The sequence below is a fragment of the Parabacteroides sp. Y3-G-102 genome (genome assembly GCF_023656845.1).
GTDB lineage: Bacteria > Bacteroidota > Bacteroidia > Bacteroidales > Tannerellaceae > Parabacteroides > Parabacteroides distasonis.
Window position 1 is genome coordinate 1 of record NZ_JAMOKU010000004.1, and the last position, 12,366, is coordinate 12,366.

Sequence of the window (12,366 nt, forward strand, 5' to 3'; positions counted from 1 at the left end):
TGTTTGATTATTTTTTTGCAACACTAAGTTAAGTGAATCCTCTGACATGGCAAAATCCTGAGCAACTTTTTGTTGCTCAGGTACTTAAAAAAAATATTTTATAATAGTGTTGCGGAATTAAGGGATATGAGATTAAAGACTTTAGCCACCCATCCGGTATGGAGAGAGCCCCGGACTGTATTCGGGGTATGGATGCTAACAGGTGTTATTTTTGCTATTGTCAAGTTGTTGATCGGGAAATATAATAATTATAAGATATTTGAAGGAGTCTACTGGCATGCTATCGAAGGCTTAACCTTATATGGGGATCATTATCCGGAATATTATGATTCAAACCATTATGGAGTCTTATTCAGTCTTATCATAGCTCCTTTCGCCCTGTTACCGGAATGGCTGGGTATGATCTTATGGATAGCGGGGAATACCGCCCTATTATTTTATGCGATTAGCCGATTGCCATTGTCGAGTACCCAAAAAATCATTATTTATTGGTATTCGTATTGTGAGTTGATGACGGCTCAAGGAGTACAGCAATTCAATATATCAGTAGCGGCCTTTATCTTATTATCGTTTGTCTTGATACTGGAGAAAAAGGATTTCTGGGCGGCAGGCATTATTATGCTCGGAACATTTATCAAGATCTATCCAATCGTGGGATTGGCGTTCTTTTTCTTCTCAAGGCAGAAAGTGAGATTATTAGTCTCTTGTCTTTTCTGGGGATTGGTTTGCTTTGTGATCCCGGTACTTTATACACCGGGGATTGAGTATGTGATCTCTCAGTATATAGATTGGTTTGAGCGATTGAAGGTGAAAAATATGTTGAATATGTTCGCTGATCCACAAAATATATCATTATTGGGAGTGGTTCGAAAGATATCCGGGAATCCGGACTATAGCGATATGTGGCTTATCATACCGGGCTTGATTTTATTTTGCATTCCATATTTAAGGATCTCGCAATATAAATATCCGGCTTTTCGCTTTATGCTATTAGCTAATGTTTTATTGTTTGTCGTATTATTCAGTACGGGAAGCGAGGCGAGTGGGTATATCATAGCGATGATAGGAGTCGCTATCTGGTATATATGCAGTGTATCGCCCCATAAGAAATATACTTATTGGCTTTGGATAACTACCTTGGTGATTGTTGGCTTATCCACTACAGAGCTGGTTCCATCGATTGTCCGGAATGGACTGATCCGTCCGTATGTGATAAAAGCTTGGCCTTGCATTGTAGTGTGGCTGACCATTTGCTATGAGATGTGTTTCTTGGATTTTAGTCATTCTCCCTATAAGCATATCACGACTTAGGCAGAGTGAATATCGCCTGTTTTTTAATAGAAGGTTACATAATAAAACGAGACTACTCCCGACAGGCGATGAGAGTAGTCTCGTTTTAAACTACTTTTTATCGATCTCTTTCAGCAATTCATTTACCGCTGTTCTCAATTGCGTATCTTCCCCTTTGACAACAGTTTCCGGAGAATTAGCGACTTTAACATCCGGTTCCAGCTGTGTGTTCTCTAAGTAACTACCGTCCGACAGGCGATAACCGGTAATAGGTGTGCCGAATACCAGCGTCGGATCTTGCAGGGTTTCCCAAGAGACGGTAGTCATTGTTCCCGGTACGGGCATACCAACTAAACGTCCGATGTGTTGATGCTTATAAACCCACGGGGTTCCATGTGCGTTACTATAATTAGCCTCGCATTGGAGCATGATGGAAGGTTTATTCCAGCGGCGGCTAGGCATATCGCAAGCCTCCCGGCCACGTGTCACTTGGGTGAGGTATTTCTCTCCGCTGAACAAGATCTCGATATCCTCATGCAAACGTCCACCACCATTAAAGCGGGTATCAATGACGATGCCCTCCCGGTCGTTATATTTACCTAGGATATCGGAGTAGACAGAGCGGAAACTAGGGTCTCCCATGGATTGGATATGGACGTATCCCAATCGTCCGTTCGACCATTTATCCACGTCGGCGGCACGTTGCTTCACCCAGCGGGTATAAAGCAAGTTATTTAACTCACCGTTACTGATAGGCAAGACTACCTCTTCCCAGCGTTCCTTGGTTTGTGGATCGTAGAGGGAAACCAAGGTCTTCTTTTTGGTCTTATTGTTTAATAGCTTGGAGTAATCCATATCCGGGGTTATTTCTTGCCCGTCTATTTTCTCCATGACGGTACCGGCTTTTACCTTGGAACGTGCGTGATCGAACGGGCCTTTTTCCACTACCTCAGCGATTAATAAACCTTTGCCGCTATGGTTCCAATCGAAAAGTAGGCCTAGGTTGGCGGTAACATTGCCGCTTGTTTGCGGACGGAAGCGTCCTCCGGTATGAGATACGTTGAGTTCTCCCAGATATTCGCTTAGCAACTCTGCGAAGTCATAGTTGTTATTAATATGTGGCAAGAACTTACGGTAGGCGGCGGTCATAGCTTCCCAATTTACGCCATGCATATTCACGTTGTAGAACCGTTTTTGCTCTTGTTTATAGACATGGTCGAACATATACTCACGCTCGGCGGCCAAGTCCATTTTTAAGTTCGCTTGGTAATGAATCGGTGTTAGTTTCTCCGATCCCATATCCATTTTTTGCATGGAATTACTACCCAACAAGAACAGGTTCTTACCTTCCTTATCCATTTCCATGTTCGCCCATCCGGTATTCATCTTGTGGAGTAGCTTGGTCTCTTTCTTGCGCAAGTCCATTTTCCACAGGTCGTATTTGTCTTCGAAAGCCGAGAAATAATATAAGGTCTCGCCATTCTTTGAGATGACGGCACTACCCATTTCGGAGGAATTAGGAGTAAGACGTAGGATACGATCTTGGATTCCTTTCAGTTCCACTACGATATCCTTGGGCTTTTCGTCTTTCTTTTCATCGGCTTTATCTTCTTTTTTCTTGTCGTCGATTTTGTCCCCGGTTACCTCTTTCTGCTCCTTTTCCAGTTCCTTTTGCAACTCATAATCCTCTTTGCTCAAGCGGAATTTATCATAAGCGTCTTGATTCATGAATACCAGCATGGCATCATTCAAGGAGCCCCATGAAGCATGCGCACGCATTCCATAACGCTCGGTGGTGAATAAGATGGCGTTTCCATCCAGTACCCATTGTGGGGAGGTGCTGGTGTAACCGCTATTGGTCAGGTTGGTAATCTCCCCGCCTTGCGCGCTAACCAAGCCGATATCCGAATAAGGATCGTGCTTGTTTCCGATAAACCGGAGCGTGAACCATTTACCGTCCGGCGACCATGAGTAATCGAAACCGCCGGCTGTACTATACCATGTGGAGCCATCCGTGACTTGGCGTACTTTCTTCGTCTCAAGGTTGACTACCATCAGCCGCATACGATCTTCTATGAAAGCGAGTTCCTTAGCATCCGGCGAGAATTGAGGATAATTACGCTCTACGGTCTTAGAAGGCAGGAGAACTTCCTCTTCGATAATCGTCGCGTTCGGGAAATTAGCTTCTTCCTTACGGGCGATCTTAGCCAAGTAAAGTTGCCAATTACCACCACGCTCGCTGGCATAAGCCAAGGTACGGTTATCCGGCGAGAAGCATACGCCTGTTTCGGCGGCCGGGGTATTGGTGATTTGTTTGGTCGTGTTGTAATCGGCCGAGGTGACGAATACCTCGCCTCTTAGGGTTAAGGCGATCTGCTTGCCATCGGGGGATACGGTGGCAGAGGTAGCTCCTTTGCTGGAATTCAGATCGCTGATTTGCTCTTGATCGTCACGGATCAAATCAATCCGCACTTTCTGCGGATTGACTCCCGGACGTTGTGTATAGATCTCGCCATCGTATGTGTAGCATAATGTATTGTCGCTACTTGTAGAGAGGAAACGTACGGGATGCGTCTTGAACTTAGTAACCGCCGTTATAGATTGTGGGGTGTTGAGAGGGAATGAATATACATTGAAAGACCCTCCGTTGCGTTCGCTCAGAAAGTAAACCGTCTGTCCATCCGGGGTAAATACGGCGTTGCGGTCTTCTCCCGCATGGTCGGTCAAATTGGTATGTTTTCCAGTTTGCGTATCGTACATCCATATATCCCGGGTGACGGACGAGGTATGATGTTTACGCCATTCATCCTCGAAGCCCTTACGGTCTTGGTATAAGAATGTCTTTCCGGATTTATCGAAGCAAACCATCTCGGCGGGTGTTCCCAATACTTGCTCCGTACGTCCGCCACCGATCGGCACTTTATAGAGTTCCGTCATGGCCGAGGTCGGGAATAAGGCACTCTGGGCGGGATCTTGTATGGATGCGGAGAAGAGTACGTATTTACCGTCGGGAGTAAAGGCCGATGGAATCTCGGAGGCGGAATGAGTGGTGAGGCACTGTGCCGTTCCACCGTTGGAGGGCATTACGAATAAATCGAAATTGCCGTTACGATCGCTGGCGAAAGCGATTTGTTTTCCGTCTGGAGACCAGATTGGCGTGCATTCATACGATGCTTGGGTGGTAAGTTGTGTCGCTGTTCCTCCTTTGGCCGGTACTTTATAGATATCTCCTTTGTAACAAAACGCGATCTCTGTTCCATCAGGAGAAATTTGTACATCACGCATCCACAAAGGGGTTACAGCGTAGCTGGTAGTCGCAAAGCCCAAGGCAATGCAGGTTAAAAGTTTTTTCATGTACTTAATGCTTTTTTAGAATGGTACGAAGATACATATTATTTTGTACCCATCAGTCTGCTCTCTATTGAAATATTAACTGGATTTACCCTTTCAATTTCACGATAAATAACACGAGGCTTTCCCCTTGGGCCTGTGCGGGGAAAGTATTTCGCAGATCCTCTCCGGATTTGCTGAAACAATAGGAATGGCAATAGGGATCGATAGGGTCCATTCGTCGCACATTTCCGGTTTGATAAAAATTATCTTTTAATCCTTCTTTTACCTGCCAGCATTCTTCCTTCTCCGTATCATAACAGAAGGTGTAATTTCTGGACTCATCCTCTGCGTTATAGTAAGTAGATACCCAGAAACGGCTACCCATGCGGATCGGTAGCAAAGGAAGTGTATTCTTTCCGGCAAGGTTCTCCAAGGCTTGGCTTTGCCGCTTTTGCTTAATATATAAAGTGTCCCGTAATAAGTTCCCGGGTTGATAGGAGGGGGCGTAGGCATAAACCGTTCCGCTTCCGGGCTCCACGGCTACTTCCGGGGCGAGACAACCGATCGGGCATGCGGAACGCTCCAGATCGACCGGACGGATCGTATGAGATTGTAATTTATGGAAAGAGGAATCGTATTCAACGATTTGTTTCTCAATCGTGGCGGTTTTCCCTGCCGTATCCCCATGAATACATTCCTCGGTGGTAAATATCCGGTTATTGTGCATGGATATGGATAGCATATGCCTATTCTCCGGAAGGTCGCATTTCAGTTTCTTGCGGGTAAGGAGATTACCATTGAATGAGTAATAGAAAATATCGTCCGTGTTTCCAAGTACGATCAGCTGCTGGTTGGCCGGGTTCACTACATACCCCGCTACCCGTATGTCATCCGGATGGGTGATGCGACAGATAAATTCTCCCTTGCGATTGAAACGGTAAAGCGTCTCATTGCTGATAAGGAATAGGTTGTCTCCCTCTTGACGGATATACTTGGCCTCCTTGATCGAATGCGTCCCTGAGTCCTGTAATGGAATGGCGATTACCTCATCCGCGATGTCAGACAAGGCTCCGGTAGGGTTGCTCCGGATCGATTCATTCGAGATTAACAGGTTATAGGCTTGCTTTCCGCAAACCAATAGAACAAGTAGTAATAAATATGTAAAGGTTCTTTTCATATCACCGCTAAATTAAAGAAGGATAAACCTTTTTATGATTTTTACGAATTGTTCTTATAAAACGTAGATCATCTGATTTTATTGGATAAGCCTAGAATTATTCTTGTAGAAATACCCAATTATCCCCCTCGGACATGGATTCTTTATAGGAAAAGCCTTCCCATGTGAATGCTTTTAATGCCTCCGGGTCAGAAATCCGGTTCTTTATGAGATAGTGGCTCATTTGTCCCCGGCACATCTTGGCGTAGATCACGATCGTCTCCGCTTTGCCGTTCTTCCAGATCTTGAACTCGGGCGTGATGATCCGGACGGATCGCTCCACCTCCTTCCACTGGAAAGAGGGTTGGATATCCAAGCTGGCTAGATTCAGTAGGATTCCGTCTCCCTGTCGGACGTCATGGATTAATATATTTGTTTGCCTGTCCTTCCAGAAGGTGTACATATTCCCGTCGCCTAGTTCCGGGATTTTTACGTCGAACTCCATCCGGTAAGGCTTGATAAGGTCTAATGGGCGAAGTAACCCGTAGCATCCCGATACGAAACGCATATGTTCTTGCGAGAAAAGAAAATCCTCCTCCGTGAAGTCTTTCGGGCTGATATTCTTGAATACGACACCGGTATAGGCGAGTATCGCTTGTAAGGGCTGGTTGTCTTCCGCATGAAAATCTTGGTATCTGTGGTAACATTCCGCCGCCAGTTTCGGGCTGAGCTTGAGGATACGACTTAATTCGTCAATGGGAAATTGGGTCATATGCAGGGCGATCTCGTTCGCCTCTTGCTGGAAACGTGGAGTCGTGCCTTGCGGCGCTTTTATCTTGGATGTCCCGGTCATTGTCTTAGCCGGAGATAATAATATCAACATATCTATATTGGATTTGGATTGATCGCATAAAGGTAATCCATATTAAGATTCAAATAGGGTATAAGTATCCCAATAAATCTTAAAGTATCTCGACTCGAATGGGGGATTTAATGGAGGAATGAGTCTTGGTGATAGAAATGTAATGAGGATTATGAAGATGAGAGACGTGAAGATGCGACCTATATTCCTTTTGATAGTATTCATCCTACCTACGATGGCCCATGCGCAGTGGACGGAACAGGATTCTTTGCGCCTGCAAGAATTTTTATCCGGCAAGGAGGAGATACGTTTGAATCCTGAGTTTCAGAAGGCGATAGAAAGCGGGACTTTTCTACGACCCGATCAACCGGGAACCCATATGTTATCCTCACCAAGTGAGTTGCCGATTACGAAAGACTTCTCGGAATATGTACAGTTAGATACTTTACGTAGGTTGACTAATCATGATTCGATTACCCCAGTCCTATTCATGCTGCTGAATTTTAAGTCACCTTCCCGTTCATTGGCCATACAGAAGCAAGCGCACACAATTAGGCTCCCTAAGAATCAGGATTGGAAAGAGTTTAAGGTAGGTAAGGTTCCTATGGCTGCCAACGTAAAACTGACTAATATATACTCGGATGTCGTGAAGGATGGCCAGCGAAGGGGAGGGGTACTTGCTACCATAAGAGTCTATTTCGACGCAGAGGATTTACTTGAGACTATTTTCTGGAAAAGTGCCCGTGACAAGAAGAGAAACAGGAAACGGGAGAATACGTGGAAGTATTATAATGACTATCCGTAAATTGTTGGATTTATAGGATATAACCACTCGAAAAAAACACGTACGTGAATTTCAAAAAACATGTACGTGTTTCCGGAAAAACTTGTACGTGTTTTTTTGAGAACATTGACTGTTTTTACCTAGATACTGTGTGTTTACTATCAAAACCTTTTTCTCTCTCTTTTGTTCTTTCTGAAAAGATACGTCCTAATGACATCCGAAATGGACGGTTTGACGGGGAGTTCTCTATTCTGTTTTATAATATTAAGACAAAATGTCATATTTTCGTTTTGGTATTTCTTTTGTAAGGATATAAGTGTAAAATAAATTAGAAAAGAATATAAGAAAGGAGCTTAAATATATGAATTTAAACAATTTTACAATCAAGGCGCAGGAGGCTGTTCAACAAGCTGTACAGTTGGTTACCAAAAATAATCAACAGGTTATCGAACCGGTTCACTTGTTGAAAGCTGTCATTATGACGGGTGAGAGTGTTACTAATTTTATCTTTCAGAAATTAGGGGTAAACGCTCAAAACCTGAATATGGTACTGGATCGCCAAATCGAATCTTATCCTAAGGTTTCGGGAGGCGAACCCTATCTCTCTAGCGAGTCGAACGCTGTCTTACAGAAGGCGATCGATTATTCCTCTAAGATGGGGGATCAATATGTATCGTTGGAGCCGATCATCTTGGCGTTGTTCACGGAAAAGAGCACCGCTTCACAGATATTGAAAGACGCCGGCGTGACAGAGAAAGAGTTACGCCAAGCGATCGAGGAATTGCGTAAAGGAAATAAGGTGACAAGCCAATCCGCCGAGGAGACGTACGATGCCTTAGGAAAATACGCCATCAATTTGAACGAGCGTGCCCGTAGCGGTAAACTGGACCCCGTGATCGGACGTGACGAGGAGATCCGCCGTGTCTTGCAGATCTTGAGCCGCCGTACGAAGAACAATCCGATCTTGATCGGTGAGCCGGGTGTAGGTAAGACTGCTATCGCTGAGGGGTTGGCCCATCGTATCGTTCGGGGTGACGTTCCCGAGAACTTGAAGTCTAAACAGATCTTCTCGTTGGATATGGGCGCGTTGATCGCCGGAGCTAAATATAAAGGCGAGTTCGAGGAACGTTTGAAAGCGGTGGTGAACGAGGTTACGAAATCCGAGGGTGAGATCATCCTCTTTATCGATGAGATTCATACCTTGGTAGGAGCCGGTAAAGGCGAAGGCGCCATGGATGCCGCTAACATCTTGAAACCGGCCTTGGCTCGTGGTGAGCTACGTTCGATCGGTGCCACGACGTTGGATGAGTATCAGAAGTATTTTGAGAAGGATAAGGCGCTTGAGCGTCGGTTCCAGACCGTTATCGTAGATGAGCCGAGTGAGTTGGATACGATCTCCATCCTTCGTGGTCTGAAGGAGAAATACGAGAATCACCATAAGGTACGTATCAAGGATGATGCGATTATCTCTTCCGTGCAGTTGTCTACCCGTTATATCACGGATCGTTTCTTGCCGGATAAGGCGATCGATTTGATGGATGAAGCCGCCGCCCGTCTGCGTTTGCAGATCGATTCCGTACCGGAGTCGTTGGATGAGGTTTCCCGGCGTATCAAACAGTTGGAGATCGAGCGTGAGGCGATCAAGCGTGAGAACGACAAGTCGAAATTAGAGCTACTGAATAAGGAGATCGCCGACTTGAAGGAGGAGGAGACTAAGCAAAAGGCTCAGTGGCAGAGCGAGAAGGAGCAGATCAATAAGATCCAGCAAAATAAGATCGATATCGAGAACCTAAAGTTTGAGGCTGATAAGGCGGAGCGTGAGGGGGATTACGGTAAGGTCGCTGAGATCCGTTACGGTAAGATCAAGCAAAAGGAAGAGGAGATCAGGGAGGTACAGGCTAAGTTGAAGACGATGCAAGGTGCCGCGGCTATGATCAAGGAGGAAGTGGATAGCGACGATATCGCCGATGTGGTATCCCGTTGGACTGGAATTCCAGTCAGCAAGATGATGCAGAGCGAGAAAGATAAGTTATTACGTCTGGAGTCCGAGCTTCATACCCGTGTGATCGGTCAGGAAGAGGCGATCAACGCTATCGCCGATGCGGTTCGTCGTAGTCGTGCCGGCTTACAGGATCCGAAACGACCGATCGGTTCTTTCATCTTCCTCGGTACTACCGGTGTGGGTAAGACGGAGTTGGCCAAGGCGTTGGCCGAGTATCTGTTCGATGACGAGAATATGATGACCCGTATCGATATGAGTGAGTATCAAGAGAAATTCAGCGCGACTCGTTTGATCGGTGCGCCTCCGGGATATGTGGGTTACGATGAGGGTGGACAGTTGACGGAGGCGATTCGCCGGAAACCTTACTCAGTTGTCTTGTTCGATGAGATCGAAAAGGCGCATCCGGATGTATTCAACATCTTGTTGCAAGTCTTGGATGATGGACGGCTGACGGATAACAAAGGCCGTGTTGTCAACTTCAAGAACACGATCATTATCATGACAAGTAACCTAGGTTCTTCCTTGATTCGTGAGAACTTCGAGAAGATGACACCCGCCACGCATGACAAGGTGGTAGACGAGACGAAGATCCAAGTACTGGAACTGTTGAAGAAGACGATCCGTCCGGAGTTCTTGAACCGTATCGACGATATCATCATGTTTACTCCGCTGAACGAGGAGGAGATTCGCAAGATCGTATCCTTGCAGTTGAACAGCGTGAAGAAGATGTTGGCTACGAACGGTGTCGCCTTGGACTTCACGAACGAGGCCTTGGACTTTATCGCCGACAAGGGCTTCGATCCTCAATTCGGTGCCCGTCCGGTAAAACGTGTCATTCAGAAGTATGTCTTGAACGAGTTGTCAAAGGCTTTGCTGGGTGGAACGGTAGACCGTAACCGCCCGATCGTGATCGATAGGAAAGACGATGGTCTGGAATTTAAGAACTAAAGTAGACTTGAACGCTTGACGTTAAGCGTGGTGTTTCTATAAAATAATGAAGGTGGAATGATCCTATGTGAATCATTCCGCCTTTTTATTTTTCACTAATAGGTAGATACGGCTTGGTGCGATTATTTCCGGGTGGGAACCGTGCACCAAAATGTAGATCCTTTTCCAACGCTTGACTCCACGCCGATCTCTCCACCTAAATGTTTAATGATTAATTCACAGATAGACAGCCCGAGCCCCGTACCTTGGGTGAAGGAATCTAATTTAGCGAATCGATCGAAAACACGGGAGATATTTTCTTCCGCTATCCCTTTTCCCGTATCGGTAACAAAGAAATAAATATCGTCTTTCCTTATTTCATATCCGATCGTTATCATTCCCTCGAAAGTGTATTTGCAAGCATTATTGATGAAATTAGCCAGTACTTGGGATAAACGGTTTCTCTCAGTATGGATAATGTAGCTTTCCGCAGGCAGTTCCGTGCGGAATTCTACTCCTTCCTTGATCTTGAATCGGTAACTCCGCCATAGGGTTTGTATAAGCTCGTTAATCTCTACTTCCGTATAAAGGAAATCCAATATACCGGCTTCTATTTTTGACATATCGAGTATGTCATTGATTAAATTAAGGAGTAGCTCATTGTTTGCGTGAATGATTTTAGCGAATTCTTTGATCTCCTCTTTATCCTCACTTTCGCTGATAAGGGTCGAGAAACCTACGATCGCATTCAATGGGGTCCGTATCTCATGGCTCATATTGGCGAGGAAAGCACTTGTCAACCGGTTTGATTCTTCCGCCTTCTCACGTAAGCGGATCACTTCTTCGGCCATATTTCGTTCGGTGTCAAGAATGTCTTTCTTATGCCGATGTTCCCTCATCGAAAGGAGGATAAGTAGAAAGGCGATAAGGGCTATCGCCACTACCTCGAATGGGGACTCTATCATGAAACTCGGGACTACTACGAGGCTCATTTGCTTAAAGGTAGAAATAGGGTAAAGTTTGGGGTTGATTGTTGACGTGGAATGGCCGTATGCTTGATCGGTTTTAGACAGGAATGATTTGTAGGCACCTTTCATGGAATGTTTAAGATCGCTTGGCGTGATTGGACTGATTACATATGAGGTCTTGAATAAGTAAGCCTTGATAGGCCCGATTTTGCTCCGGAGAGCTCGGGTACTTGTGGTACTTTGTATTTTAGGTTCCATTGTAATCATAATTTAATACATTTACTGAGTTCTAAAAGAGCTTAGGTTTTATAGGAAGCAAAGGTAATAAAAATACTTGATTATCATATAGACCTATTATTTTTTATAGCTTCCGGGCAATTTACTGTTCCGCATGATATTTTCTTTGAAAGAATATATTTCCAACCGAGTACCCCAAAGAGACTTCCAATATCTTTATGGATCACAAAAAACACTAAAGCCAGTCTTATTTGTGTTAAAATCAAAATACACCCCATCATTTATTTACATATAGTCATTTGATACTCAAGTTCTTTTAGAACTATGTTCAAGTAAGGGCATTTGCTTTTGTTAAGTCACGTCCGTAAATAAGCTTAATTGTTTTTGGGATATAAAATCAAAATATTTCCGTACATTTGCCGCTATTCAAACCAATTAAACAAGATTAATTATGAGCACGAACAATGACGAGCTACTTTACGACGAGGATGATTCCGTAAAATTTATCCAGAATTATCTTCCCCAAGAACTGAAAGGAAAGTTCAGTAATGACGATATCAACTATATCGTAGACTTGATCTACGACTTCTATGAATCTAATGGCATGCTAGATGATGATGGCGACGATGAGATCGAGATCGATGAGGAAGAGGTTGTAAATTATGTAATTAAAAACGCCCAGAAAGACGGCGTAGGCAAATTCGAACCGGAGGAAATCACTTTTATAGTACAAGGAGAACTTGAATATTGCGATTCGATCAACATGTTTGATTGATATTTGTTATATATATAAAGTTGTTTAAGTGA

Annotated in this window: 8 protein-coding genes; 4 read left to right on the forward strand and 4 right to left on the reverse strand. The window is 44.6% G+C overall.

Annotation, left to right across the window (positions count from 1 at the left end; translation table 11 throughout):
* Window positions 1-126: 126 nt before the first annotated feature.
* Window positions 127-1,311, forward strand: a complete 1,185-nt coding sequence (locus tag NBH16_RS02700) for a glycosyltransferase family 87 protein (protein WP_121961032.1) — start codon at window positions 127-129, stop codon at window positions 1,309-1,311.
* Between the two features lie 90 nt (window positions 1,312-1,401).
* On the opposite strand, the gene NBH16_RS02705 is transcribed toward NBH16_RS02700, so the two are convergent.
* From NBH16_RS02705 to yaaA, 3 genes are all read right to left on the reverse strand, one after another.
* A complete protein-coding gene (locus tag NBH16_RS02705; protein WP_250788074.1) occupies window positions 1,402-4,644 on the reverse strand; it encodes a S41 family peptidase in 3,243 nt (1,080 codons plus the stop codon).
* Window positions 4,645-4,729: 85 nt separating this feature from the next.
* Window positions 4,730-5,800 carry a 6-bladed beta-propeller gene (locus NBH16_RS02710; RefSeq protein WP_121961893.1) on the reverse strand — a complete coding sequence of 357 codons (1,071 nt, stop codon included), beginning with the start codon at window positions 5,798-5,800 and terminating at the stop codon, window positions 4,730-4,732.
* 97 nt (window positions 5,801-5,897) lie between these two features.
* Window positions 5,898-6,662: a peroxide stress protein YaaA gene (gene yaaA / locus NBH16_RS02715; protein WP_211737802.1), complete on the reverse strand. Its 765-nt coding sequence runs from the start codon at window positions 6,660-6,662 to the stop codon at window positions 5,898-5,900.
* A gap of 151 nt (window positions 6,663-6,813) precedes the next feature.
* On the opposite strand from yaaA, the gene NBH16_RS02720 reads away from it, so the two are divergent.
* Window positions 6,814-7,446 carry a DUF4858 domain-containing protein gene (locus NBH16_RS02720; protein ID WP_008772083.1) on the forward strand — a complete coding sequence of 211 codons (633 nt, stop codon included), beginning with the start codon at window positions 6,814-6,816 and terminating at the stop codon, window positions 7,444-7,446.
* Between the two features lie 340 nt (window positions 7,447-7,786).
* The gene (gene clpB, locus NBH16_RS02725) at window positions 7,787-10,375 is read left to right on the forward strand and encodes an ATP-dependent chaperone ClpB (RefSeq protein ID WP_121961895.1); all 2,589 of its coding nucleotides are present in this window, start codon (window positions 7,787-7,789) and stop codon (window positions 10,373-10,375) included.
* A 122-nt stretch (window positions 10,376-10,497) separates the two neighbouring features.
* On the opposite strand, the gene NBH16_RS02730 is transcribed toward clpB, so the two are convergent.
* Window positions 10,498-11,580, reverse strand: a complete 1,083-nt coding sequence (locus tag NBH16_RS02730; protein ID WP_224202333.1) for a sensor histidine kinase — start codon at window positions 11,578-11,580, stop codon at window positions 10,498-10,500.
* A 430-nt stretch (window positions 11,581-12,010) separates the two neighbouring features.
* Here NBH16_RS02730 and NBH16_RS02735 point away from each other — a divergent pair, with 430 nt between their 5' ends.
* Window positions 12,011-12,334, forward strand: coding sequence for a hypothetical protein (locus tag NBH16_RS02735; RefSeq protein ID WP_005856696.1), 324 nt, complete (start codon window positions 12,011-12,013; stop codon window positions 12,332-12,334).
* Window positions 12,335-12,366: the final 32 nt, after the last annotated feature.

Coding starts and splice junctions, on each gene's coding strand:
- NBH16_RS02705 (WP_250788074.1), bottom strand. CDS start 4,644: ATGAAAAAACTTTTAACCTGCATTGCCTTGGGCTTTGCGACTACCAGC.
- NBH16_RS02700 (WP_121961032.1), top strand. CDS start 127: ATGAGATTAAAGACTTTAGCCACCCATCCGGTATGGAGAGAGCCCCGG.
- NBH16_RS02710 (WP_121961893.1), bottom strand. CDS start 5,800: ATGAAAAGAACCTTTACATATTTATTACTACTTGTTCTATTGGTTTGC.
- NBH16_RS02730 (WP_224202333.1), bottom strand. CDS start 11,580: ATGGAACCTAAAATACAAAGTACCACAAGTACCCGAGCTCTCCGGAGC.
- yaaA (WP_211737802.1), bottom strand. CDS start 6,662: ATGTTGATATTATTATCTCCGGCTAAGACAATGACCGGGACATCCAAG.
- NBH16_RS02720 (WP_008772083.1), top strand. CDS start 6,814: ATGAAGATGAGAGACGTGAAGATGCGACCTATATTCCTTTTGATAGTA.
- NBH16_RS02735 (WP_005856696.1), top strand. CDS start 12,011: ATGAGCACGAACAATGACGAGCTACTTTACGACGAGGATGATTCCGTA.
- clpB (WP_121961895.1), top strand. CDS start 7,787: ATGAATTTAAACAATTTTACAATCAAGGCGCAGGAGGCTGTTCAACAA.